Source organism: Paenibacillus hexagrammi, from assembly GCF_021513275.1.
GTDB lineage: Bacteria > Bacillota > Bacilli > Paenibacillales > NBRC-103111 > Paenibacillus_E > Paenibacillus_E hexagrammi.
In genome coordinates this window covers 4,396,433-4,421,224 of the sequence record NZ_CP090978.1, presented here as the reverse complement: position 1 = coordinate 4,421,224, position 24,792 = coordinate 4,396,433, and the positions used below count along the sequence as shown (strand labels likewise).

Below are 24,792 nucleotides of genomic sequence, written 5' to 3'. Positions count from 1 at the left end.
GGGGGACTTCCATGGAAGTCAAGGATAAGGTAAAACAGCGGCGTCATCAGAGGCTGCGCAGTATACGCGACGCTTCGGAGCCGGTTTATATGCGGGATCAGCGGAACCAACCGCTGCCGATTCATAACGCTGCTCTCGAAGAGGATGAGCTTCCACTATATGTAGATTCGGAATGGAAACGGCGTATGGAAGACCCGGAATATGCCTGGAGGCATAAGCTGCGGACGGATCCAACACTAAGCGGCAGGGATGATCGGGACGAGGGAGGAGGACCATTCCTGCCAGTATCACCTCGTTCATTTACTGTAAAGCTGATGATCAGCGCTGTGCTTTTTGGCTGCCTTTGGGGGCTGTTCCACAGTGAGCAGCCATGGGCGGCGAAGGGAAAGCAATTCGTAACAGGCGCACTCAGCGAATCCTACGATTTTGCCAAGCTGTCTGCATGGTATTCGGAGCGTTTCGGAGGCTCTCCTTCGTTTATCCCTAGCTTTCATGGAAGCACGGCGGATGAGGCAGTTAAAGTGAACGCGGCAAAACGAACCATGTTTTCCCCGGTCCACGGACAGATTGTGAAGCCGTACGACGGGTCGGCCAGCATGGGGGTGCTTCTCCAAACAGAGGCTTCAGCCCCAGTTTATGCACTGGACACCGGCCAAATTATATTTGCAGGAATGAAAGAGGATACAGGCTTTACGATTATTATCCGTCACCCCGGAGGCTTGGAATCGATCTACGGCTCGATTAGTGAAGCTCAGGTCCACGTCAACGACTGGATCAAAGGCGGTGAAGCGGTTGGCAAAGCATCGAAGGAGGATCAGTCAAAAAGCACAATCTATTTTGCTGTAACGAAGGACGGGCATCCTGTCAATCCGACGGATGTGGTTACATTTGATTAAATGGGCAGGCACAACATACCGGTTTCACCCTTTGTTTACGTTAGTAATGATCGGATCGGCCATAACAGGCTATTTCCTGGAGGCCATTACACTTTTTGCGATCGTACTGATTCATGAGCTTGGTCATTTAGCCGCGGCAAACGGCTTCGGTTGGAGGGTGAAAGAGGTACAGCTGCTCCCATTTGGCGGTGTGGTTATCGTCGATGAATTGGGTACGCCCCCTGCACGTGAGGAATTGATAGTGGCACTATCCGGACCGCTCCAGCATGTATGGATGATTGCATTGGCAATGCTGATGAAATGGCTGCAGATTGGATCTATAGAATGGTGGGACTATTTTATTCAAGCCAATATGATGATCGGTTTATTTAATTTGCTTCCAGTACTGCCCTTAGATGGGGGCAAAGTCATGCAATGTTTGTTAGGCTATTTTCTCTCTTATCACAGCACGATCATTTGCTCAGTTTGGATCAGTATGGTGTTAAGTGCGGGGATTATTGTGGAGGCGGCACATCTACTCATTCACGGCCAACTTCAGCTGAATTTGCTCGTTATCGGCATTTTTCTGCTGATTTCCAATTGGGTATCTTACCGCCAGCTCCCTTACCACTTTATCCGATTCTTGGTAGGACGCAGCAGCAGAATTAGTCAGCTCCTCACCAAGGGGACAGTGGCCCAGCCTATCGTGGTATCAAGGAACAGGACGATGGCGGATACATTAAAATTGTTTATGAGGGAAAAATATCATCTGATTTACGTAGTCAACGAAAAGGGACGCATCCAGGCGGTGCTGCCGGAGCAGCGGCTCGTTAGCAGTTATTTGGACGGAAAAAAACCGGGGAGTGCAGTTTCCGAACTTTTCATGTAAAATAACTGTTGAGGTGAAAGCATGAAGCAGCTCATTATCCACTGCGCACCCGAACTTACTCAAGCGGCACTGCTGGAGGATGGTCGGCTGGTGGAGTACGACACGCAGTATCCGCTCGATTCCCAAAGGGCTGGCAGCATCTATATGGGCCGCGTCGTCAATGTGCTACCCGGCATGCAAGCTGCATTTGTCGATATCGGTTTAGCCAAGAACGCATTCTTATATATAGATGACTTGCTCCCCGTCCATATGGACAAACAGCCCAAAGTGAAGCCTTCCATAACCGAACTGGTAACTGTCGGACAATCCCTCATGGTTCAGGTGACCAAGGATCCGCAAGGTACAAAAGGTGCCAGGGTGACGACGCATATCTCGATACCCGGCCGCTGGATTGTGTACATGCCTGACGCAGATTACATCGCAATTTCCCGCAAAATTGATTTGGATGCAGAGCGCGGACGATTGAAACAAATCACAGAAGGAATGCTGCTCCCACAAGAGGGAGTCATTATTCGCACTGGCGCTGTAGGCCAAAGTGAAGAGAACCTCCATGATGATTTGCAAAATCTCCGTGACCTCTGGCACACGATTGTAACGAAAGCTGAAGAGGCTTCAGCACCTGAACAGCTATATCAGGATTTGGACTTGCTGCCACGACTGGTTAGAGATGTGATCGGCGATGACGTGAAAGAAGTTTGGATTAATGAACAAAAGACCTACGAAGAAATGAAGCACCTGCTGCGCAAGCAAAACCAAAGCTGGCGCGGGCGTGTAGCTTTTTATGACCGTAAAATTCCTTTATTTGATCATTTTGGTGTAACGGAAGAGCTGAACCGGAGCCTGAGGCGCAAAATATGGCTGCCAAGCGGCGGTTATCTGGTTGTTGATCAGACAGAGGCATTGACGGTAATTGATGTGAACACAGGGCGATATACCGGCTCCGTCAATTTGGAGCAAACGGTGTTCGATATCAACAGAGAAGCGGCCAGTGAGATTCCGCGTTTGCTGCGGCTTCGTAATGTCAGAGGCATCATCATTGTTGATTTTATTGATATGAATTTGGACAAAAATAGGATGGCAGTCATGGAAATTATGACTCAGGAGGTTCGCAAGGACCGTTCCAAAACGGTGATCGTTGGATGGACGAAGCTGGGACTGCTGGAGATGACCCGAAAACGCAAATAAATACATTGCAACATAGGCTGCGTGTATGATATACTGTTCGAAGTGTGTTGTTTAGGCATGCTGTAACCGCTCGAGTCGGGTATAAGCACGGGTAAGGCTTTTTAAAGGCGTCCGTCACCTGGACAAGGCGAGTCTGAGACATGAGGAGGTAAGGGAAATGTACGCAATTATTGAAACAGGCGGTAAACAGTACAAAGTTCAAGAAGGCGATGTTCTTTATATCGAAAAATTGAACGCAGCTGAAGGTGATGTAGTTTCTTTTGACCGTGTTCTTGCGGTATCCAAAGGAGAAGGTCTGGTTGTAGGTGCACCATTGGTTTCCGGCGCTGCAGTATCCGCGAAAGTGGAAAAGCACGGCAGAGGCAAGAAAATCATCGTGTATAAATACAAACCTAAAAAGAACTACCACAAAAAGCAAGGCCATCGTCAACCGTACACAAGAGTAGTTGTTGAGAAAATCCAAGCGTAATAGGTTGTTTTATGATCCATGTGACCATAAAGCGGCTAGCGAAAGATAACTCTCACATCACTTCTTATGTCGTAGAAGGCCATGCCTACTATGATGACCCTGGAAAAGACATTGTCTGCTCCGCTGTATCAGCTGTCGCAGTTGGTACGGTGAATTCGATAGAAGCACTAACCGGCATCATCCCTATTCATGAAATGGAGACCGGCTTCCTGGATATTACGATTCCGGAAATCGCGAGTTCCAATCAAGATAAGGTGAACCAAGTTCAGTTGATTCTGGAATCGATGGTTGTCATGCTAAGGTCGATAGAAGAAACCTACGGGGCATATATAACGATTGAAACATTGATAGAATAGGAGGATGACACCATGTTGAAATTGGATCTTCAGTTATTCGCTTCCAAAAAGGGAGTGGGTTCTACAAAGAACGGTCGTGACAGTATCGCAAAACGTCTTGGCGTAAAGCGTGCTGACGGACAAACTGTAACTGCAGGAAGCATTCTCGTTCGTCAACGCGGAACGAAAATTCACCCAGGTAACAACGTAGGAATCGGTTCCGATGATACGCTGTTCGCTTTGGTGCAAGGCGTTGTGAAGTTCGAACGTTGGGGTCGCGATCGCAAAAAAGTGAGCGTATACCCAGTTGATGTAGCTCCAGTAGCTGCTGCTGTAGAAGTTTAATAACGATCCCTGGCGAGCGGTAAGTTCGCTGGGGATTTTTATTTTCAATGAAGCCAGTGGTGAACTTTTCCAGATGACATGATATACTGGAGTGACGGTTACATAGCAGTTGGAAACGGAGCGAAGCGGCATGAAACGAGCAAGCAGCGCGCAGATTTATTTAATGGCTATTACACTCCTTGCATTGACGGGGCTTCTCTTCATGGAGTCCTGGGTGATTCGAACAGGCTTGCTGCTCATTACGGTCATCAGCGGGTATACGGCGATGAAGATGCAGGTCAGCAGGGTGCAGGAAGCGGCGATAGAAGAACAGCGGAGAAAAGAAACAGAGTACCATTCGAACGTTTTGCAAATCGTGAATCGTATGCGCCATGACTGGATGAACGATATACAAATTTTATTTGGATATATTCAGTTAAAGAAGTTTGATAATTTACAGCCATATATGGAAAAAATAAAGACAAGCATGCAGCAGGAAAGCAACCTATCCAAGCTGGGTATCCCTGCGCTTATTACATATTTATTTATGTTTCGCGTCCAATCCAAGTCGTTACAGCTTGAGATCGGACTGGATCAAGAAGTGAATCTCCAACAGCTCCCTGTCCGCAGCAGTCTGATCCAGCAAGTAGTGCAAAAGACGGTCGAGCTGCTTCAAAGGTATTCCATGGCAGGCGATGAGGAAATAGGCGTCATCAGCCTAGAGTTCGATATTCAGGACGATCATCTATTGCTTGATTTTGTCTACCAAGGACCTTATCGGGAGGCGGAATTGAGTCAGGCGATCGAAACTGAACGGAAGAAAGAATCAAATGAATATAAGGTGGACGAGCTTGAGCTGCACTCGGAAGAAGTGGTTCTCGCTATACGACTGCCGTTCCCATCATAATGAGGTGTAAGCATGTTCGTAGATAAAGCGAAGGTTTTTGTAAAAGGCGGCGACGGAGGCGATGGCCTCGTAGCATTTCGCCGCGAGAAGTATGTGCCGGAAGGTGGTCCGGCAGGAGGCGACGGCGGCAACGGCGGTGATGTGATTTTCCGCGTTGACGAGGGTCTTCGCACGCTGATGGATTTCCGTTATCAGAAGCATTTCAAGGCTGCGCGCGGGGAGAAGGGCCGCAATAAGGCTCAGCATGGCGCGAACGCCGATGACATGATCGTTCGCGTGCCGCCCGGCACGGTCGTGGTCGATGATGATTCGCAGGAGATCATCGCCGACCTAGTCCGTCACGGGCAGGAAGTGGTCATTGCCAAGGGAGGCCGAGGAGGTCGTGGCAACATGCGCTTCGTGACACAGCAGCACACAGCACCTGAAATTGCCGAGAATGGCGAGGAAGGTGAAGAGCGTTGGGTTGTGCTGGAGCTGAAGGTCATGGCCGACGTCGGCCTAGTGGGTTTCCCCAGCGTTGGTAAATCGACGCTGCTGTCGGTTGTTTCTGCCGCGAAGCCGAAAATCGCGGCGTATCATTTCACGACCCTAACCCCGAATCTGGGGGTCGTGGATGTCGGCGAGGGCCGCAGCTTCGTGATGGCGGACCTTCCCGGTCTGATCGAAGGGGCGCATGAAGGTGTCGGCCTCGGGCATGAGTTCCTGCGTCACGTTGAGCGGACAAGAGTGATCGTGCATGTTGTGGATATGGCCGGCACGGACGGCCGTGACCCCTACGAGGATTTTCTCAAAATCAACGAGGAAATCAAGCTGTATAATGCGAAGCTCGAACAGAGACCGCAGATTGTTGTAGCGAATAAAATGGATATGCCGGATTCGGAGGATAACCTGACCTTATTTAAGGAACAGCTTGCTGAAGATGGCAGGGAAGTGGGAGTTTGGCCAATATCGGCGATTACCCGTGAAGGTGTTCAAGAGCTTTTATACAAGATTGCTGACATCCTTGATGCAATTCCAGATGCACCTGAAGTGGAAGAGGTTGCCGAGGTTGAAGAACGCAAGGTATATCGGTTTGAGAAGCAGGATGAGCAGGATTTCACGATTACAAGAGATAATGATACTTTCGTCGTAGAGAGCCCATCCATCGAGCGCTTAATCAAGCGGACGAATTTCAGCACCCATGATGGGGTCATGCGATTTGCTAGAATTTTACGAAATATGGGGATTGATCGAGAGCTGCGGAAACGCGGAGCCGTGGATGGACAAACCATTCGCATTGCCGATTTCGAGTTTGAGTTTGTAGAGAAAGAATAACATGAAGTGCTCGCCTTCTTAGGGTGGGCGCTTTTTTTTGCTCCAATTATAGATTATATGTAACTAAACTTGACATATTTTTATAAAAATAATACCATTTTTATAAACATGAAAACGGTATGTTATATAATATAACATTTGAAAAGAGTTGACTGGAGGGGGTAATCGGGTGAAGGAGTGGATTCAAGCTATAGGTTCCGGGCAATCTCCATTAAGAAATTTGACCTATGAAGAGGCTGTGCAGGCTGCGGGGGTGATGGCGAGTGGCGAATCTACGGATGCGCAGTGCGCCGCCTTTCTAATAGCCCTTTGCATGAAGGGGGAGGTCCATGAGGAGCTAGCCGCCTTTGTTGATGTATTTCGCAGTCATGCGAAGAGGTACCAAGCTTTCAAGGACTCGCTTGTTTGTGCCGGTCCATCTGAGGGCAGACACTCGCTCCCCCTTACTTTGCCTGTTAGCCTCTTGCTCGCTTCTGTTGGGTTCCCGCAGGTCCTGCAAGGAGGGGATGCACTTCCTCCAAAGCAGGGAATATCGATGACGACCATGCTGGAAAGTTTTGGGGTTGAATTGGATTTGCCTACGAAGGCATGGGAGACGATTCTTTTTCACACGCATATCGGATTTATAAGAACTGAGCATCTATGTCCACCTATGGGACGGTTGAAGCAGGTTCGTGAACAAATTGGCTTACGAACCATAATGAATACGGTTGAGCAGGTTCTGAATCCGGTATCTGCATCGAATGCGATTATTGGTGTTCATCAGAAAAAAGGAATGGAAGCGCTAGTCCCCATTTCCGTACGCTCAGGCTTTCAAAATTCGTACCTGATTCAAGGCATTGACGGCTCCGAGGATCTACCTATTTCCCAGAACAGCGTAATTCGGATTGTTACGCCTTGGGGGGATGAATCTCTGCTGATCGAGCCGCAAAAATTCGGCTTTCAAAGCGCCCCATTGATTCCGCTGGAACTAGAAGAGCAGCTGGTGATCCTACAGCGGATTATTGCCGGAGACGACTCGCCAGAGCTGAAAAGAGAGAGGGACCATATCATTTTCAACGCGGGACTTCGGTTGAAATGGTTTGACAAGGTGGGAAGCTACGAAGAGGGCTTCCAGTTGGCGGATTCACTGCTTAGACGCAGGGAAGCTCAGAAGGTGCTGACGCGCTGGGTGGAGCAAACCAATCGATACAAGGATTTCCTCCATCGGAAGGACGAGAGCTCTTCGGAGCAAACAGGTTAGAGCTGTTCTATTAAGTGACTATGCACTTAGTGGGCAGCTTTTTTGCTATTTTTCGCTATAAAATGGGAACCCTTCTGTTGAATTTATGTCTATTATTTTCGATTGATAGATTCTTAGTCTTGGATATTTGGAATATTTTCACTGGGTAGAGGATAGGAACTGTCGTATATAGGAACCGTTTTTCTAGCAACCTCTGAAACCTGATTTAGCGTACGAATACTATAAAAAGCTGCTTCAAAAATTGCTTAAAAAGCTAGAATTGGCGCTGATTTATCGCTAATGGTAAAAGTTACAGCTAAAGGATTTAGAATGGTTATGCTACCATGTAGTAGCGGGATTCATACTAGATTACCAGATTAACTACCAACATTTATGTATATCAGATTGTGCATGCGATTCCGATGTATGTAGTACATGCTTTTACCATACCCTGTTTCAACAATTGGCGACAGCCATTCAGAATCCCCATATGAAGCAAGCTGAATATTGACCAAACTTCTTGAGGAGGCTTTTCATCATGAAAAAACAACTGTTGACGTTTATGCTCGTTCCCGCACTTGCGTTTGGAGCCATTACGGCAGCTCCGCCTAAGCAGGCATTAGCTGCATCTACATCGGGGCAGATTGTAAGCAGCGTAAGTTTCAGACAAAGTCCTGATCAGAATTCCTCTCGTATTCGTTATTTGAAAGCAGGCGAGCAGGTAACCATCCTGGAGAAGACGAACAATTGGTGGTATAAGGTTCAAGATTCAACCGGTCGAGTCGGTTACGTTTCTACAAGCGATAAATATATCCATGCCAGCACAAGCTCGCAAAGCTCATCCTCCAGTCAAGCCGCATCGGGCAATGGACGGATCGTATCTAGCGTGAATTTCCATACTGAACCAAATGCAAATTCCAGCCGTATCCGCTATTTGAAGACTGGAGAGACTGTTCAAGTTTTGGAGAAGGTGAACGATTGGTGGTATAAGGTCAAGGCATCCGACGGCCGTGAAGGCTACATCAGCACCAGTTCAAAATACATACAGACGTCAGGTGTGGCGTCTGGCGGCTCTAGCGGAGGGAGCTCTAATTCCGGTTCAAGCTCGAGTAACTTGTCTGTCAGTGAGAAAGCACAGAAGGTTATTGCAGCGGGCAAGAAGTATCTGGGCACACCTTATGAATATGGTTCAAGCAGATCCAATACCAGCACGTTTGATTGCTCCGATTTTGTCAGACAAGCGTTCCTGGATGGAATTGGCTTGACACTGCCAAGCGACTCGAGAGCACAAGGGAATTATGTGAAAGCCAATGGGTCAACAACGACGGATTGGCACAACTTGAAGCCCGGAGATCTGATGTTCTTTATGGATTACAAAGGAACAAGCGCATCCGCGTATTCAGGAGTTAACAAATCAAAAGCTACTATATCCCACGTGGCCATCTATCTGGGAGACGGTAAAATTCTTCATACGTATTCCAAGGATAGCGGTGGAGTTCGCATTGACTCCATTGAAGGACGCCATTGGGAGTACAGATTCCTCTTCGGTGGAAGCGCCATGTAAGAGAAGATTCAGCAGACAACAACAAAAGGACAGGCTTCGGAATGTTTCCGTTGTCTGTCCTTTTGTATTTATACTTGTGATGGATCAAGCAGCGGCTTCCAATGAACGGTAGGATCTCCATGCTGCTCGTCGAGACCGGCGCTCCCGACCCAAGGGTGAGAGGTGTCGCCTGTCTGAAAATAGTGTTCAAGGAGACGCCGGAAAATAAAAGGCATGGGTCGTTCCAGGACCTCATCCCGGGGTATCCAGAATAGGTCTCCTTCGTGCGTCACAATTCGAGGGTTACTATCGGTGTACCCGATATAGAAAAACTGCTGGCGAATTTCTTGTCCGTTAAGCCGAAGCAGAACGTATTGCATATGCAAATCGGCGATTTCATCGGCTTCGATGCCGGTTTCCTCATAAATTTCTCTTAAGCATGCAGTCCGAGGATCACTGAGCTCTGACGGCTCAAGATGGCCTCCGACAGCGGCCCAAAGTCCGGGGGACAAGGTACGGGTTAAAGATCGTTTCATCATAAGAAGCTCATTGCGGCTGTTCCATAAGAGCGCCGTGGACATCAAGCGCAGTGTAATCAATAGCAGGAGCCTCCTTGTTATCATAGGTAAACTTGAATCCGAATTTCATTCAGCTTACCATAAGGAAAGCGGAAGCGGCAATGAAGGTTGGAAGGAATAAGGATTGCCTATTGCTTCGAGCGTGTGAATTCGATATAATGTCCACTATAGAGAAACAGCAGTCTTTCTAGAGAGGACGATTGCCTTGGTATCTGACAGTAAGGAACTATTTGATCCTAGTAAACAGGCGGGTCACGAACGGTATTATTTGATCCGGGAGGATATATTGCCCGAAGGTGTGCTGAAGACCGTGCAGGCCAAGGAGCTTCTTGCACGCGGGGAAGTGAAGACCATTCACGATGCCGTTGAGCAGGTTGGTTTGAGCCGCAGCGCTTTTTATAAATACAGGGACGGTATACACACGTTAAGCAAGCTGGAAAGGGAGCGCATCGTCACTATTTCCATGGACCTGGAGCACAGGTCTGGCATTCTTTCTCGAGTGCTTGCGATGATTGCCCAGCTGGAAGGAAACGTGCTAACGATTCATCAGACGATTCCCTTGCAAGGAATGGCTAACGTTGTGATTTCCGTAGAAACCTCTTCGATGGGGGAAGAAATACGTGAGCTACTGAATCGCTTTGAGGCGCAAGAAGGCGTAAGACGCGCTGTCATTATTGGTCAGGGCAGCTAGATTACTAATTTGATGGAGGTATGTCATATGAAACCGATTAAAGTAGGATTGCTTGGACTGGGCACTGTTGGAACTGGTGTAGTCCGAATCGTAGAAGGACATCAGGAGGATTTACTGCGCCAAACAGGCTCACCGATTGAGATTGCCAAAATTCTTGTTCAAGATAAAAGCAAGAGCCGGAGTATTACTGTTGATCAGGACAAGCTCACAGAGAACGCATGGGATGTCATTAATGATCCGGACATTGATGTTGTCGTAGAAGTAATGGGCGGAGTGAGCTCAACGAAAGAGCACATCCTGACAGCACTCAATAACGGTAAGCACATCGTTACAGCTAATAAAGATTTGATGGCGCTGCACGGCGCCGAAATTTTGGCTAAGGCTGCTGAAAAAGGCTGCGATGTCTTCTATGAAGCGAGCGTTGCTGGAGGCATCCCGATTATCCGTGCGCTGGTAGAGGGCTTCTCTTCCGATCGTATCACAAAAATTATGGGAATCGTGAACGGCACAACCAACTACATTTTAACGAAAATGAGTCAAGAAGGGGCGGCTTATGCCGATGTCCTGAAAGAAGCTCAGGAGCTTGGTTACGCCGAAGCTGACCCGACTTCTGATGTGGAAGGCTTGGATGCAGCACGTAAAATGACGATCCTTTCGACACTGGGTTTCCATGCGAATGTAGCACTCAGTGATGTAGAGGTAAAAGGAATTTCGCAAGTAAGCAAAGAGGATATCCAATACGGTAAAAAGCTGGGTTATGAAGTAAAGCTGCTCGGAATCGCTGAAAATCATGACGGACATATTTCCGTAAGTGTTCAGCCGACTATGGTGAAGAGCTCGCATCCAATCGCTTCGGTTAACGGCGTATTCAATGCCGTATACGTGTACGGTGAAGCTGTGGGGGAAACCATGTTTTACGGTCCGGGTGCCGGAGAGCTTCCGACCGCTACTTCCGTAGTTGCGGATTTAGTTGCTGTTGCCAGAAATATCAAGCTGGGCGTTAACGGAAGAACGGTTCTGGCTCCTTATAAAGAAAAGAAGCTCAAAACGGACGAACAAATTGAATCCAAGAACTTCATCCTGCTGCATGTTGAGGATAAGGCCGGCGTTCTGGCTCAAATTACACAAATTTTTGCCCAGCATGACGTTAGTCTGGAGTCTGTGTTCCAGCATCCGAATACGAGCAATCCGAAAGCGGAAATCATTATCATTACGCACGACGCGAACCAGGCCAGCATGAAGAACGTGCTTAAGCAATTTGAATCCATGGACGTGATTCATTCCATCAAAAGCGTTTATCGCGTAGAGGGGTGAGCCGGCCAGTGAGTATGCGTAAGGTAAGAGTGAAGGTTCCAGCCAGCACTGCTAATTTGGGACCGGGATTTGATTCTTTAGGTATGGCATTAAATTTATATGCCTGGATCGATATGGCGATTGCGGAGAAAACATCCTTTCACTTGATCGGTGATCAAATGAAAGGACTTCCAACTGACAAAAGCAATTTAATCTACAAAGTAGCTCAAATGGTGTTTGAAGAGGCCGGGGTTCATCACCCCGAGCTTGAGATTGCCATGTACAGCGACATCCCGCTCACACGCGGACTAGGCAGCAGCGCTTCCGCCATTGTCGGTGCGTTGGCAGCAGCTAATGCATTAGTTGATAACAAGCTCTCAAACGATCAGCTGTTTCAGATTGCGACCCGATTGGAGAAGCACCCTGACAATGTAGGGGCCAGCTTGTTTGGAGGTATCGTGGTTGCTTTCTGGGATGGAGACCGGGCGGAGTACATTCGTTTAGAGCCTGACGAACACTTGGAAGCCCTAGTGGCCATTCCGGCCTTTCAGCTGTCTACCGAAAAGGCGAGAGGCGTCATGCCACAGCAGGTTTCCATGAAAGATGCCGTATTCAACCTCAGTCATTCTTCGCTGCTTGTCGCAGCGCTAAGCACAGGCAATCTGGATATGATTCGCCACGCGATGAAGGATGCGCTGCATCAGCCATACCGTGCGCCACTGATTCCCGGTATGAGCAAAATACTGGAAGAAGCGGTTCAGCACGGAGCCTTAGGCGCGGCTCTTAGCGGTGCGGGTCCGACGATCCTAACGCTTATGGACAGCCGCAGCGGCCGCAAGGAAGAGCTGGAAGCGTTCCTGAAGGATACGTTGAAAGCGGAACATATTGAAGCTGAGGCGTTATGGCTGAAGCCTAGCCGTGAAGGGGTTACGGTACAATTCATCGGAGCTGATGATGCTCAGCTAAGTGAGATGATTAAGAATCAAGGTGTGCGTTGTTAGTTGTTACAAGCAGGGCACTACCAAGAACGCTCTAAGGAGAAACAGACAATGAAAAAAGTCGCGCTCTTAGGTCCGAATACATTCTCGGAGGAAGCAACTCGGCATTTCCTCGGAGAAGAAGCATTTGAGTACGTTCCGTTTAAACTGATTTCCGATGTATTTATGGCTACGGCATCCGGAGAAACCGACCTCAGCGTCATTCCTATAGAGAATACGCTGGAGGGATCCGTGCATTTGCATGTGGACTGGCTGGTTCATGAAGTCGATTTGCCGATCCGTGCTGAATATGTATTCCCGATTGACATGAACTTGATCGGTTTTCCTCAGCCAAACCCGGAGCCGGATGCTTCTAATCCTTATTCGCACATTCGCAAAGTGCTTTCCCACCATGTCGTGCCTGCGCAGTGCAGCAAATTTTTTAAGAAGTATTTAAGTGGTGCGGAATTTGAGGCAGTGAGCAGTACGGCTGAAGGTGTAAGGCTAGCGACGGTTCAAAATGACTCGACGGTTGCGGCTATCGGCCCTGCAGTTGCAGCTGCGAGCTACAAGGTGCCCATCCTGCAAAAGGAAATTCAAGATCACAAAGACAACATGACCCGATTCCTGTTAGTAGGCAAGGAAGCCGAGGAGCTTCCGGAATCGGACAAGATGAAGACGACGATACTGGTGACTTTGCCTGAAGATTACCCAGGCGCGCTGCATCAAGTATTGTCTGCCTTCGCCTGGAGACGAATCAATCTATCCAAGATCGAATCAAAGCCAACGAAGAAGAAGCTTGGCAATTACTACTTTTACATTGATATTCAAGGAGCTTTAGACTCTGTGCTTCTGCAAGCAGCTATACAGGAAATCGAGGCAATTGGCTGCCAATCGCGAATTTTGGGAAGCTATCCCAGCTATTTGTTTACAAGTAAATCCGAGGCGTGATCATCATAATCTCGACCGCTAATTCGGAATTTGAACCCTTAAAAAGGAATCCCTTTCGTGTGAATGACGCACGTGAGGGATTTTTTTGTCCGAAAGAAGGTCAAAAGCCTAGATCTGTGCATAAACTGTAATGTCATGTTGAAATCAGTACCCGGAGTGGAACCCACTAAAGGAGGTATAGGGCTTGAAAATCCATATTGTCAAAAAAGGCGATACCCTGTACGAACTTGCTAAAAAGTATAACGTGGAGCTGGATGAAATCATCGCTCTGAATCCGCAGATCGCGGACCCAAATGCCATTGATGTCGGCATGAAAGTGAAAATACCTTCCAAGCCGAAGCCGATGGCGCCGCCTGTTGACTTCGCGTATAAGCATGTTGTTCAGCAAGGGGATAGCTTATGGAAGCTTGGAAAGGCATGGGATATTCCGCTTCATGAAATGATTAAAGCGAATCCCCAATTGAAAAACCCGAATGTATTAATGACCGGAGAGGTCGTGTACATCCCTAAAATGGGAGCAGGGGAGGCTGGGCAGCCGTCTCCATCCAAGCCGTCGACAGAGCCCATCGTGCAGCAGCCCGTGGAGCAGATGCCGATAGCTGAGAGTCCTGTGCCGATGACACCAAGCATGGGAACAGCACCGATTATGCCTCCGTCCATGCCGATGACACCTTCGATGCCCATGCAAAACCCTATGATGCCGATGACACCGTCGATGTCCATGCAGAATCCTATGATGCCGATGACGCCGTCGATGTCCATGCAAAACCCTATGATGCCGATGTCACCAATGCAGCCTTCTACGATGCCTTTAGCACCGATGATGGATCATACGCCTTATCAGCAAACACCGGACTGGAATGTAACACCTCCTGTTGCGGAGAGCCAGTCTCAGCCCGATATGGAATTCGGACTAAGTGAACCCTATACACAAGCGGTACATCCTTTCAAAAGCTTCCACATAAAAGCGACAGAAGTGATCGCTTACCCTGAATCGGAAGAGCCTGTTGAAGCTGGTGCTCTGCCTGACTGGGCGGAAATGTCGCACATGCAGCAGGCGCAGCAAATGCCGGCTATGCCCCAAATGCCGCAAATGCCGCACATGCAGCAGATGCAACAGATGCAACAGATGCCTCACATGCAGCAGATGCAACAGATGCCGAATATGCAGCAGATGCCGGAAATGCCGGATATGACGCAAGCAGCGCACATGCAGCAGATGCCATGGGAAGGCGCAGAAGTGAAGTCGACCGATGACATGCTGCATACGCCATGGAACCCAGCAGGACAAATGCCGTGGCCGGAAATGCCGCACGATGAGGCTCCGTGGTCAGGTGTTCCGGCAGAAGGGCCAGCAGGGGCATTTCCATTTAGCGACGGAGGATGTGGTTGTGGCGGACACATGACACCTGCGGAGCCTTGGCAAGGTCAGCAGCCGGGTATGGTAACTCATTATCCGCCAGTTGTGATGCCGATGGGCATGCCGCAAAGTCCATTCCCGCCTGCTGGCTTCCCTATGTCGCACGATGGAGCGGCATATCCCCCTGGAATGATGCCGGCATATGGCGCGACGCATCAATATCCATACCAAATGCCTTATTACCCGCCTGCTCAGGAAGCTGGAGCTGCGCACATGCCACAGGTCCAGACTCACGAGCTCGCAGAAGAGACGAACAAGGAAGAAACAATAGAAATTGATATTCGAGAAGATAAAAAGAGCGGGAAAGCAGCCAGGAGCGGAGCGAACAGTACAAGGAAAGCGAGAAGCTCCAGCAAATCCCCATTACAAAATTTTGTAAATAAACAGCAGTTTCGTACGGAGAGAGTAGAACCAAAACCGAACCTACCGTGGATTAACGTGTAGTGCAAGCAAAAAGCAGCAGGCGCAGCGACGGAGGTCGCTCTTGCCTGCTGCTTTCGTTTGCCTATATGACGATTATACAAAAACTCCGATTGTGAAGAAGGTAAGAAGACTTACAATAAAGTTCATGCCCCATTTCTTCCGAAGCAGCTCGCGTCCACGGTGCAGACGCGTTTTCACTGTAGTAACAGGCAGGTCCAGCTTCTCGCTTATTTCCTGCAAGGACAACTCCTCTAGATAATACAAAGTGATGACGCTCTTGTACTTGTCGGCCAGCTTGCTGATCGATTTCTGTACATGCTCCTGAACTTCGGATTGCAGCACCGCGTGCTCGGGAGATATGTCACCGCTGGCCAGCTTGCTGTAATAACTGTAATCGTCATCCTGCTCCGATAATTCTGCGTCTAGTGAATGGACGGGTTTCTTTTTGCGAAGCAGGTCAATGCATACGTTCTTGCCGATCCTGTAGATCCAGGTGGAGAAGCTTTGACTCTCATCGTAATGGTTCAAATTCAAATAGACGCGGATAAAAGTCTCCTGTACGATGTCCTCTGAATCCGGTTTGTTATGCAGCATCCGAAAGGCAAGTCTCTGGATTTTACTGCGATACAATTCCACCAATTCTACGAAAGCATTTCTGTCACCTGTACGCGACAGCTGTATCAATTGAAGCTCTGCTACGTTCATGCTGTTCCCCTCCTTAGCTCATATACCATGTATATCGATATTGCTGAAATTGTATGAGAAAAGTTCATCTATCTTTGACTATATCATTTCTACAGCAACAGTCAAATTCCTGTTACCGCGAAGCGGCGTGAATGCTCTTTTCCGTGTCATGGCTTCCTGAATACGGGATTTTTACCATTGTTGAATGGGGGAAGCCAGACCGCTTTCTTCCCGCTTGTATTCATTCCAAAGAGCTACTATCCCCCATAACAGGATTACGCCGATGACCAGAAGCGTTGTACGCTTCATTCGTTTTCCACGGTTCATCGGTACTCACCGTCCCTCTTCTTTTCTAAGTAGGCTTCCTATATTTTACGAGATTGTTTACAAAAAAGTTACAAAAGGCAGCTAGCGATAAAGTGAAATTCGAAGTGAGCCTGCTTCTAATAAACTCAAAAGGTATTTTCTTATGGTAAATGATGTATACAGGGCAACGCAAATGGAAAGAATACCAGAAAAACAAGAATAGAAGGGGATTCAGTTGAATGTACAGAGGTTCTTTAAGCATTTGAAAAAAAAGCTGCGTTGGAAACGGAATTGGTTGGCGCTGGGTATGTTTGTATTCGTTTGCGGGGCTGGCTATTTGCTGGTTGCTTCTGGGTTCGAGGGGCAGCAGAGGGATAAGCCTGGGATTCTGGCCCGCATGACGATGGGCTCGGTGAAGCCGGAGGAAGATTTGAAATGGCAAAAGTCCATTGCCGCCATAAAAGGAATTACGGACAGCCGGGATACCTATCTGCTTAAATCGTATGTATGCGGTGAGGAACGGCAAGCATTGGGTCATCTGACATCTGAGCAAATGCTGTCGGAGTTTACCAAGCATCCCGATTGGACACTTGATATTAACGCGCAGGGAGAAGTGACCTTTACCGAGCAGGTCGAAGACTTGTCTCCGAATTGCAAGGAAAATGCAGTGTTCAGCTTAGACGAGAGCGGCAATTTGTCATTATTTCAGGGGACACCAAGCAAGGAGAATGTGATTCGAACGTTTTTCCAGCTAAACATCCAACATTTGGAGAGCAGCCTGCCTAGCGAGACGGTCAAACAGCTAAGAGAGGGCATTCGCATCTCGGATATGGAAGAATATAATAGTGTGATTTCAACATTCAGCGATTATGCGGTCGAAGAAAGCGCAGGGGCTATGTCCCATCCAGTTGAGAAGTAATGCTGCTCACCACTACGCCATTCCGACAACTACTGAGCCTTCCATTTCGTTTATCAACAGTCTGAGATAGCCAGGGACTTGTACCTGGTCTATCTCTTTTTTTGTTATCTGCTATAATGACAATGATACATATGTTCGCTTTTTTGGGATAGGAGAGAAGCTTGTGCGCATTCTAGGAATTGATCCGGGGATAGCCATCGTTGGTTTTGGCTTTATCGACAAGCTCGGCAGCAAGCTGGTTCCTGTACAGTATGGATCCATTCAGACGGAAGCGCATACGGACCCCTCCATTCGTTTGAGGGAAGTATATGAGGCGACTCAGCAGCTAATCGACAAATACAAGCCGGATGCGATGGCGATAGAGAAATTATTTTTTAACCGCAACGTGACAACGGCTTTTACGGTTGCTCAGGCTAGAGGGGTTATGATTTTGGCAGGTGTCCAGGCAGGACTCACGATTGCCGAATATACACCTCTGCAGGTGAAGCAAGCAGTAGTTGGCTACGGGAAAGCAGAGAAGCATCAGGTTCAGGAAATGGTAAAGATGTTCCTGAAGCTTTCAGCGGTACCTAAGCCGGATGATGTGGCCGATGCACTTGCTGTTGCAGTGTGTCACGCCCACTCATCCTCCATGCAAACGATGATAAATAAGGTCGTGAAACGATGATTGATTTTGTTCGAGGGAAGGTTGCGTTTCGCGAAAGCGAATACGCCGTCATTGATGTGCATGGCGTAGGCTACCGGGTGTTCTGTCCGAATCCTTATGCGCTATCGCATAAAGAAGATGAGGATGTTACGCTGTACATCCATTATCATGTGCGCGAAGACGCGCATTTGCTGTTTGGTTTCCCAACACGTGAGGAGCAGTCGTTATTTCGGCTATTGCTCGATGTTACAGGCATAGGGCCTAAGGTTGCGTTGGGTATACTGGCAGGTGGAGGCAGGCCGGAAAATGTGATTAATGCAATTAGTCAAGAGAATGTTGCTTTTCTGACGAAGCTGCCTGGCATCGGGAAGAAGACAGCGCAGCGGATTATTCTGGATCTGAAGGACAAGCTCAGCCATGTCAGCGGCTCGATCGTACTTGAGACTTCCATTCATTTGGGAGCGTCCGCTGGCTCGTCAGTCATGGAAGGCGGTAAAGCCTGGTCTGAAGCGAAGGAAGCGTTGATGGCGCTTGGATATACGGAGACAGAGACCGATAAAACATGGGCTCAAATTAAGCTGAAGGTTTCTGATTCTGATTCCGTGGATGTTCTTATGAAGCTTGCCCTGCAAGCCTTATATACGATGTAAATTTAACAGCGGCAAGCAAGGAGGATGACCCATGGAGAATGACCGGATTATCTCCGCTAATTTGATGATGGAGGATCAAGCGATCGAGTACAGCTTGCGCCCCCGTTATTTGGCTGAATATATCGGTCAAAAGCAGGCCAAGGAGAATTTAAAGATCTATATCGAAGCGGCAAAAATGCGCAAAGAAGCCCTTGATCATGTGCTTCTGTACGGTCCTCCGGGACTCGGCAAAACTACGCTCTCGAATATTATCGCCAATGAGCTTGGCGTGAATATACGAACGACCTCCGGACCCGCTATTGAGCGTCCGGGGGATTTGGCGGCCCTCCTGACGAATTTGCAGGAGGGGGATGTGCTGTTCATCGACGAGATTCACCGGCTCCACCGTACGGTGGAGGAGGTGCTGTATCCGGCGATGGAGGACTACGCCCTTGATATTATTATCGGCAAGGGCCCGAGCGCCCGCTCGGTGCGGCTGGACTTGCCGGCTTTCACGTTGGTCGGCGCCACAACGCGCGTCGGCCTGCTCTCTGCGCCGCTGCGGGACCGCTTCGGCGTGGTGAGCCGGCTCGAATACTATACCGTGGACGAGCTCACCTATATTGTGAGCCGCACCGCCGACATCCTGCAGGTGCAGATCGTCGGCGAAGCCGCCCGCGAGGTCGGCATGCGGTCGAGAGGGACGCCTCGAATCGCCAACCGCCTGCTGAAGCGGGTGCGCGATTTCGCCCAAGTGAAGGGCGACGGTATCATCACGCTGGACATCGCGCGCACGGCACTCAAGCTGATACAGGTCGACGACCTGGGGCTTGATGAGATCGACCACAAGATGCTGCGGGCGATCATTCAGAACTTTCAGGGCGGGCCAGTCGGCTTGGAAACGATCGCCGCCACAATCGGGGAAGAAGGGCAAACGATTGAAGACGTCTATGAGCCCTATTTGCTGCAAATTGGCTTCCTGCAGCGGACTCCCCGGGGACGTACCGTGACGCCGCTGGCTTACCAGCACTTGGGACTGCCTATGCCCGAGCAGAAGTAGAAGTGAGTGCATATTCCTTGTTGGTCGGGTTCCTTCGATAGAAATGCTTGCTTCAAGTGAGCGAAAGCTTACAACTAAGACTTAAACTCTGCTCAATGAGAATATTAGGGAGCATCGGAACAGCTTGCTTAGCTCGTCGTCATGCACATTACTTGATCAATGAACAAACTCCCGCTTCTCATACGGCGGGAGTTATTTTTGTTGTTTACAAAACTTCTAATCTATCATAGAGTCTAATTTACTAGAATAGGATCGAATGAGAGGATTCGTTGTCGAATGAAACGGGAAAAACCATTCCATACATCTAAAATTGCGGCTTTGGCAGCCGCTGTTATACTAGCGGGAGCCGTTCCGGCTGTTCAGAACAGGGCATATGCCCAGGAGAGTATGCATCTGGATACCATTCGTGTAGCGCTGTTTATGAGTTCAGCCAAATTCAATTCTCAGGAGCCAGTAGTGACTATGTCATCTGCTGCAGGCTTGGAAGTCGGTGTCCAAGAGGAAGGTGCCGTGCACACCTGGGTGACTGTTCCTGGTACTGCGGTAGTCCGCGCATCTTTGGACCAATATAATGTCAAAATGTTGGAAAGTACCGATTTTAGTGCTGCATCTGCGTTGAATGCAAAGCTGCAATCCATGAAACTGGATTCGTACATACTCAGCAGGTCGAAGCAAGGAAAAATTGTATTTCAGCTATACCTTGGCGGGTATCCAACGCCGCAGGAAGCAGAATCAGCGAAGCTGCAAGCGCTGAAAGATCCTGTCGTGGCTGCTGCTGCCCAAGCTGCAGCACCTGATCTGACCGGCCCCTGCATCTTACAGCGGGGATCTATCCAACGGAGGCCGCTGCGCTCGCGCAAGCGTCCGTGTATGCTCTTGCCGGTATCGCAGCGGATATTGCGTTGCAGGAGGATGCAGCAGGCAAGCTTCAATACAGCGTCTGGCTGGGAAGCGAGGCAGCGGTGGAACAGTTGACTGTACTGAAGCAAAAAGCGGTGAAAGCAGCGCCTGGCATTCCGCTCCAGACGGCTGATACCAACAAGCCATATTTGTTGAAACGGTTGGATGTGACCGCTTCAACGACAGGAACAGACGGTGTCATTCACTTCGCAGCTGGGGTGAGCGGTCAAACAACACGAATCCATCCCAAACAGCAAGGAATCACAGTGAAGGAAAGATCAAACCGCAATTATAGAGGGGACTTGGAGCTAAGCGCTTATCATGATAAACTCACGCTCATCAATGTGCTGCCGACGGAGCAGTATTTGTACTCGGTGGTCGGTTCTGAATTAAATTCGAGCTGGCCGGCGGAGGCGCTTAAGGCACAGGCAGTCGCAGCACGTACCTATGCGATTAAACAAGGGTTGAAATATGAGATTGCCCAGGTATCCGATTCGACCATCGATCAAGCATACTACGGGCTGCAAAGTGAATTTCCTGCCGCCATTCAAGCTGTTGATGCGACCAAGGATGAAGTCATCTTGAACAAAGACGGCTTGATTATGCCGGTCTTCTCATCCAATGCTGGAGGCAAGACCGCCGACCCGTCCGAGGTCTGGGACAACCCGGCATCCTACCTGCGAAGCGTTTACAGTCCGGACCAAGGAGCGGAAGCAGGGAAAGCGAAGTGGTATAGGATCCAACTGGCGGACGGCCGCACGGGATATGTTCATTCGTTGTACTTGAAGGATACCGGACAGAAGAATGCGCAGGGTCAGCCGATCTTCGAATCAACCGATGAAAATGTTAATATCAGGCTAGCGCCTTATGTGGATAATAACGCTAACCCCGCCATCGACCAGCTTGCTCTCAAGCAAAAAGTTACGGTTCTCGATGAAGAAATGGAATCCAACGCGTATTCTTGGATAAGAGGACCTTATGATGCCGATACGCTAAAAAGCAAGTTGTCCGCAGCTGGAATTGCCATTAACGGTCCGCTCCAGTCACTTGAAGTCTCGAAGCGAGGGCCTTCGGGTCGAGTTGTAGAGATGAAGGCTAACGGTCAAGTGATTGAGGTCGAGTATCCCGATGCAATACGTTCCCTTTTTGGCGGTTTACCGAGTACCCTGTTTGAAATTGAACAAGCGGGAAGTTATACTGGTAATACTGCGAGTCCAGCGGACGGAGCTTCTGATGCACCGGCTGGTGCAGCGATTGCAGGGGCCTCTGAGACAGCCTCAGCGGGTGATCAAATGTATGTGCTGTCAGGTTCTCAATCGACGCCGACGGCCGTGAAGGCATCTGATCTTGTCGCTGTGGGAGCAACGGGCCAAGCGAAGCCGCTCTCTCAGAGCGGAGGCACGCAAACCGCCGCCGGGTCGACCCCGCAGCCATCATCAGCTTCATCCTCCGTTACTTTGAGCGGGAAGCAGCAGATCGTGTTTCGTGGCACTGGCTTTGGACATGGTCTAGGTATGTCTCAATGGGGAGCTAAAGGATTTGCGGAGCAAGGCTATGATTATAAGAAAATACTCCAAACGTATTACACTGGAGTCACCATAACTAAGGAATGAATGCGACATTATGGAAGTACAAGAATTTGATTTTGAACTGCCTGAATCATTAATCGCCCAGACGCCGCTTGCTAACCGGACGGCGTCCAGGCTGCTCACTTTAAACAAAGCAACCGGTGATATTCAGCATGGCACATTTGAACAGTTGGCGGATTATTTGGAAGCCGGGGATTTACTCGTGATGAATGATACGCGAGTCATTCCAGCCCGGCTTTTTGGTGTGAAGCGGGATACGGGCGCGAAGGCGGAGCTGCTGCTGCTCAAATCTCTCGGGGATGACCGATGGGAAGCACTTGTCAAGCCCGGTAAGAGAGTGAAGACCGGAACGATTCTTGATTTCGGTACGGATGTGGATGCAGGATCTGCTGGAGAGCCAATTTTGTCGGCTGAAGTGTTGGAAGAAGGGGACATGGGAGCAAGAATCCTGAAGTTTCAGTACAGGGGCATCTTTAATGAGATCTTGGACCAGCTTGGACAAATGCCGCTGCCTCCGTATATCAAGGAGCAGCTTCCCGAGAAGGAGCGTTATCAGACGGTTTATGCCAAGCATGAAGGCTCAGCGGCTGCACCTACAGCCGGTCTCCATTTTACGGAAGATTATCTGGAGCTGCTGCGGCAAAAAGGAGTGCGGATCGCGTTTGTAACGCTACATGTTGGACTCGGCACGTTCCGTCCAGTATCCGTTGATAACATTGAAGAACATCAAATGCATGCGGAATACTATGAATTGTCGGCCGAGACTGCAGACCTCATTAATGAAACGAAAGCAAACGGCAAACGTGTGGTGGCCATCGGGACAACCTCGGCTAGAACTCTTGAAACCGTGGCGCAGTCAAGTCGGAAAGAATCTGAATCGTCTGATGGAGCCTGGATCATGAAGCCGGCTAGCGGATGGACCAGTATTTTCATCTACCCGGGTTATACGTTCCAAGCGGTAGATGCCCTGCTTACGAATTTTCATCTGCCGAAATCCACGCTGCTGATGCTGATCAGCGCATTGGCTGGACGAGATCATATCTTGAAGGCATATGAGGAAGCCGTACGTTTGGAGTACCGGTTCTTCAGCTTCGGCGACGCGATGTTTATTTATTAAAAGAAAGTTGATATGAGAATAGGAAGTGGATCTATTGGCAGCTGTGACATACGAGCATATAAAGACATGTAAGCAATCGGGAGCCAGACTCGGGAGGGTACATACCCCTCATGGCGTCATCGAAACGCCTGCCTTCATGCCGGTCGGAACGCAAGCGACTGTGAAAACGATGAGTCCCGAAGAATTAAAAGCGATGGACGCGCATATTATTTTGAGTAATACGTACCATCTGTTTCTGCGTCCGGGTCATGAACTGGTAAAAGCGGCCGGAGGGCTTCACAAGTTCATGAATTGGGACAGGCCGATCCTGACGGACAGCGGCGGATTTCAGGTGTTCAGCTTGAGTGATAATCGCAAAATTACCGAGGAGGGCGTGCAGTTCAAATCTCATCTAAGCGGAGACAAGCTGTTTCTATCTCCTGAGAAAGCCATGGAAATTCAGAATGCGCTCGGCTCGGACATTATGATGGCTTTTGATGAATGTCCGCCTTACCCGGCGGAGTATGCGTACATCAAGAATTCGCTTGAACGTACGACTCGTTGGGCGGAACGCTGCCTTCAGGCTCATGCAAGACCACAAGATCAAGCATTGTTTGCGATCATTCAGGGCGGCATGCATGAGGACCTGCGCCGGCAAAGCGCGGAGCAGTTGACTTCCATGGATTTCCCGGGGTATGCTATTGGGGGATTAAGTGTAGGTGAGCCCAAGCATTTGATGTATGAAGTGCTGGAGTACACGACACCGCTGATGCCTGCCAATAAGCCGCGTTACTTGATGGGCGTTGGCTCACCGGATGCATTAATTGAAGGCGCGATCCGCGGCATCGATATGTTTGATTGCGTGCTTCCGACACGGATTGCCCGCAATGGGACTTGCATGACAAGCTCCGGCAGACTCGTGATCCGAAACGCCAAGTATGCGGAGGATTTCGGGCCGCTCGATCCGAATTGTTCCTGCTATACATGCTCGAACTACAGCAGGGCGTACATCCGTCATTTGATTAAAGCAGACGAGACATTTGGCATTCGACTCACAACTTATCATAACCTTCACTTTCTATTACAGCTGATGCGAGACGTAAGACAGGCAATCATGGAAGACCGTTTGCTTGATTTCCGCGATGCCTTCTTCGAATCCTATGGGCTGAATGATAATGAAAGAGGATTTTAAGAAAGGAGGACTCCTATGTTCTTGTTAGCTGATACGGCTGCGGCAGATGCCGGGCCAATGGGATATTTGTATACATATGGGCCGCTCGTGCTGATGTTTGTCGTGCTTTATTTCTTATTAATCCGTCCACAGCAAAAGCGTCAAAAAACCCGTAATATGATGCTGGGCTCTTTGAAAAAAGGGGACAAGGTTGTTACCATCGGCGGGCTCCATGGAACGATCATGGAAATTACGGACGACATCTGCGTGCTTCGTGTCAACGACGCTACCAAAATGACGTTCGACCGTTCCGCGATCAACGCTGTTGCATCTAGCGCGGCAGCAAAGGAATAAATCAAAAAAGCGAGATCCTTTATCAGGCTCTCGCTTTTTCTA

General features: G+C 49.1%; 27 protein-coding genes and 1 other annotated feature. Of the genes, 24 read left to right on the top strand and 3 right to left on the bottom strand.

Going from position 1 to position 24,792, the window contains the following annotated elements:
- Nucleotides 1-11 precede the first annotated feature (11 nt).
- From L0M14_RS19920 to L0M14_RS19875, 10 genes are all read left to right on the top strand, one after another.
- Nucleotides 12-896, top strand: coding sequence for a peptidoglycan DD-metalloendopeptidase family protein (locus L0M14_RS19920; protein WP_235118342.1), 885 nt, complete (start codon nt 12-14; stop codon nt 894-896).
- The gene (locus L0M14_RS19915; protein WP_235118341.1) at nt 889-1,764 is read left to right on the top strand and encodes a M50 family metallopeptidase; all 876 of its coding nucleotides are present in this window, start codon (nt 889-891) and stop codon (nt 1,762-1,764) included. Before L0M14_RS19920 ends, L0M14_RS19915 begins: the two co-directional genes overlap by 8 nt.
- 21 nt (nt 1,765-1,785) lie before the next feature.
- On the top strand, nt 1,786-2,949 hold the full coding sequence (locus tag L0M14_RS19910; RefSeq protein ID WP_235118340.1) for an Rne/Rng family ribonuclease: 1,164 nt from the start codon (nt 1,786-1,788) through the stop codon (nt 2,947-2,949).
- Nucleotides 2,950-3,003: 54 nt separating this feature from the next.
- Nucleotides 3,004-3,094 (top strand) — a sequence feature (ribosomal protein L21 leader region).
- Nucleotides 3,095-3,106: 12 nt separating this feature from the next.
- A complete protein-coding gene (gene rplU, locus L0M14_RS19905) occupies nt 3,107-3,418 on the top strand; it encodes a 50S ribosomal protein L21 (RefSeq protein ID WP_235118339.1) in 312 nt (103 codons plus the stop codon).
- Nucleotides 3,419-3,429: 11 nt separating this feature from the next.
- Nucleotides 3,430-3,774 (top strand): ribosomal-processing cysteine protease Prp, encoded by a 345-nt coding sequence (locus L0M14_RS19900; RefSeq protein WP_235118338.1) that lies wholly within the window; start codon nt 3,430-3,432, stop codon nt 3,772-3,774.
- A 12-nt stretch (nt 3,775-3,786) separates the two neighbouring features.
- Entirely contained in the window at nt 3,787-4,098 is a 312-nt protein-coding gene (gene rpmA / locus L0M14_RS19895) for a 50S ribosomal protein L27 (protein ID WP_235118337.1), read from the top strand.
- 130 nt (nt 4,099-4,228) lie between these two features.
- Nucleotides 4,229-4,984, top strand: coding sequence for a Spo0B domain-containing protein (locus L0M14_RS19890; RefSeq protein ID WP_235118336.1), 756 nt, complete (start codon nt 4,229-4,231; stop codon nt 4,982-4,984).
- Nucleotides 4,985-4,996: 12 nt separating this feature from the next.
- Entirely contained in the window at nt 4,997-6,298 is a 1,302-nt protein-coding gene (obgE, locus tag L0M14_RS19885; protein ID WP_235118335.1) for a GTPase ObgE, read from the top strand.
- A gap of 169 nt (nt 6,299-6,467) precedes the next feature.
- The gene (locus L0M14_RS19880) at nt 6,468-7,541 is read left to right on the top strand and encodes an anthranilate phosphoribosyltransferase (protein WP_235118334.1); all 1,074 of its coding nucleotides are present in this window, start codon (nt 6,468-6,470) and stop codon (nt 7,539-7,541) included.
- A 517-nt stretch (nt 7,542-8,058) separates the two neighbouring features.
- Entirely contained in the window at nt 8,059-9,084 is a 1,026-nt protein-coding gene (locus tag L0M14_RS19875; RefSeq protein WP_235118333.1) for a C40 family peptidase, read from the top strand.
- A 68-nt stretch (nt 9,085-9,152) separates the two neighbouring features.
- Here the strand turns inward: L0M14_RS19875 and L0M14_RS19870 are convergent, their stop codons facing one another.
- On the bottom strand, nt 9,153-9,662 hold the full coding sequence (locus L0M14_RS19870; protein ID WP_235118332.1) for an NUDIX domain-containing protein: 510 nt from the start codon (nt 9,660-9,662) through the stop codon (nt 9,153-9,155).
- Between the two features lie 184 nt (nt 9,663-9,846).
- Here L0M14_RS19870 and L0M14_RS19865 point away from each other — a divergent pair, with 184 nt between their 5' ends.
- The 5 genes from L0M14_RS19865 to L0M14_RS19845 all read left to right on the top strand — a co-directional run bounded on the left by L0M14_RS19865 (nt 9,847) and on the right by L0M14_RS19845 (nt 15,417).
- Nucleotides 9,847-10,332 carry an ACT domain-containing protein gene (locus L0M14_RS19865; RefSeq protein ID WP_235118331.1) on the top strand — a complete coding sequence of 162 codons (486 nt, stop codon included), beginning with the start codon at nt 9,847-9,849 and terminating at the stop codon, nt 10,330-10,332.
- A 27-nt stretch (nt 10,333-10,359) separates the two neighbouring features.
- Entirely contained in the window at nt 10,360-11,646 is a 1,287-nt protein-coding gene (locus tag L0M14_RS19860; protein ID WP_235118330.1) for a homoserine dehydrogenase, read from the top strand.
- Nucleotides 11,647-11,660: 14 nt separating this feature from the next.
- The gene (thrB, locus tag L0M14_RS19855) at nt 11,661-12,626 is read left to right on the top strand and encodes a homoserine kinase (RefSeq protein ID WP_235122974.1); all 966 of its coding nucleotides are present in this window, start codon (nt 11,661-11,663) and stop codon (nt 12,624-12,626) included.
- A 48-nt stretch (nt 12,627-12,674) separates the two neighbouring features.
- Nucleotides 12,675-13,553 (top strand): prephenate dehydratase, encoded by an 879-nt coding sequence (pheA, locus tag L0M14_RS19850; RefSeq protein ID WP_235118329.1) that lies wholly within the window; start codon nt 12,675-12,677, stop codon nt 13,551-13,553.
- 184 nt (nt 13,554-13,737) lie between these two features.
- Nucleotides 13,738-15,417 carry a LysM peptidoglycan-binding domain-containing protein gene (locus L0M14_RS19845; RefSeq protein ID WP_235118328.1) on the top strand — a complete coding sequence of 560 codons (1,680 nt, stop codon included), beginning with the start codon at nt 13,738-13,740 and terminating at the stop codon, nt 15,415-15,417.
- 72 nt (nt 15,418-15,489) lie between these two features.
- Here the strand turns inward: L0M14_RS19845 and sigW are convergent, their stop codons facing one another.
- Both sigW and L0M14_RS31180 read right to left on the bottom strand, forming a co-directional pair.
- Nucleotides 15,490-16,101, bottom strand: coding sequence for an RNA polymerase sigma factor SigW (gene sigW / locus L0M14_RS19840; protein WP_235118327.1), 612 nt, complete (start codon nt 16,099-16,101; stop codon nt 15,490-15,492).
- A gap of 171 nt (nt 16,102-16,272) precedes the next feature.
- Nucleotides 16,273-16,407, bottom strand: a complete 135-nt coding sequence (locus L0M14_RS31180) for a hypothetical protein (RefSeq protein WP_260115374.1) — start codon at nt 16,405-16,407, stop codon at nt 16,273-16,275.
- A gap of 214 nt (nt 16,408-16,621) precedes the next feature.
- Between L0M14_RS31180 and L0M14_RS19835 the strand changes: the two genes are divergently transcribed.
- The 9 genes from L0M14_RS19835 (at nt 16,622) to yajC (ending at nt 24,750) form a co-directional block, all read left to right on the top strand.
- Nucleotides 16,622-17,305 carry a BofC C-terminal domain-containing protein gene (locus tag L0M14_RS19835; RefSeq protein WP_235118326.1) on the top strand — a complete coding sequence of 228 codons (684 nt, stop codon included), beginning with the start codon at nt 16,622-16,624 and terminating at the stop codon, nt 17,303-17,305.
- Between the two features lie 163 nt (nt 17,306-17,468).
- Nucleotides 17,469-17,972, top strand: coding sequence for a crossover junction endodeoxyribonuclease RuvC (gene ruvC / locus L0M14_RS19830; protein WP_235118325.1), 504 nt, complete (start codon nt 17,469-17,471; stop codon nt 17,970-17,972).
- Nucleotides 17,969-18,601 carry a Holliday junction branch migration protein RuvA gene (gene ruvA, locus L0M14_RS19825; RefSeq protein ID WP_235118324.1) on the top strand — a complete coding sequence of 211 codons (633 nt, stop codon included), beginning with the start codon at nt 17,969-17,971 and terminating at the stop codon, nt 18,599-18,601. Before ruvC ends, ruvA begins: the two co-directional genes overlap by 4 nt.
- Before the next feature lie 31 nt (nt 18,602-18,632).
- Nucleotides 18,633-19,640 (top strand): Holliday junction branch migration DNA helicase RuvB, encoded by a 1,008-nt coding sequence (gene ruvB, locus L0M14_RS19820; protein ID WP_235118323.1) that lies wholly within the window; start codon nt 18,633-18,635, stop codon nt 19,638-19,640.
- Between the two features lie 276 nt (nt 19,641-19,916).
- Nucleotides 19,917-20,615 (top strand): SPOR domain-containing protein, encoded by a 699-nt coding sequence (locus tag L0M14_RS19815; RefSeq protein WP_235118322.1) that lies wholly within the window; start codon nt 19,917-19,919, stop codon nt 20,613-20,615.
- Nucleotides 20,543-22,153 (top strand): SpoIID/LytB domain-containing protein, encoded by a 1,611-nt coding sequence (locus L0M14_RS19810; protein ID WP_235118321.1) that lies wholly within the window; start codon nt 20,543-20,545, stop codon nt 22,151-22,153. Before L0M14_RS19815 ends, L0M14_RS19810 begins: the two co-directional genes overlap by 73 nt.
- A 10-nt stretch (nt 22,154-22,163) precedes the next feature.
- Complete coding sequence (gene queA / locus L0M14_RS19805) at nt 22,164-23,246, top strand: tRNA preQ1(34) S-adenosylmethionine ribosyltransferase-isomerase QueA (protein WP_235118320.1); 1,083 nt, start codon at nt 22,164-22,166, stop codon at nt 23,244-23,246.
- A gap of 34 nt (nt 23,247-23,280) precedes the next feature.
- Entirely contained in the window at nt 23,281-24,417 is a 1,137-nt protein-coding gene (gene tgt / locus L0M14_RS19800) for a tRNA guanosine(34) transglycosylase Tgt (protein WP_235118319.1), read from the top strand.
- A 15-nt stretch (nt 24,418-24,432) separates the two neighbouring features.
- Entirely contained in the window at nt 24,433-24,750 is a 318-nt protein-coding gene (gene yajC, locus L0M14_RS19795; protein WP_405030795.1) for a preprotein translocase subunit YajC, read from the top strand.
- The last annotated feature ends 42 nt before the right edge of the window (nt 24,751-24,792 follow it).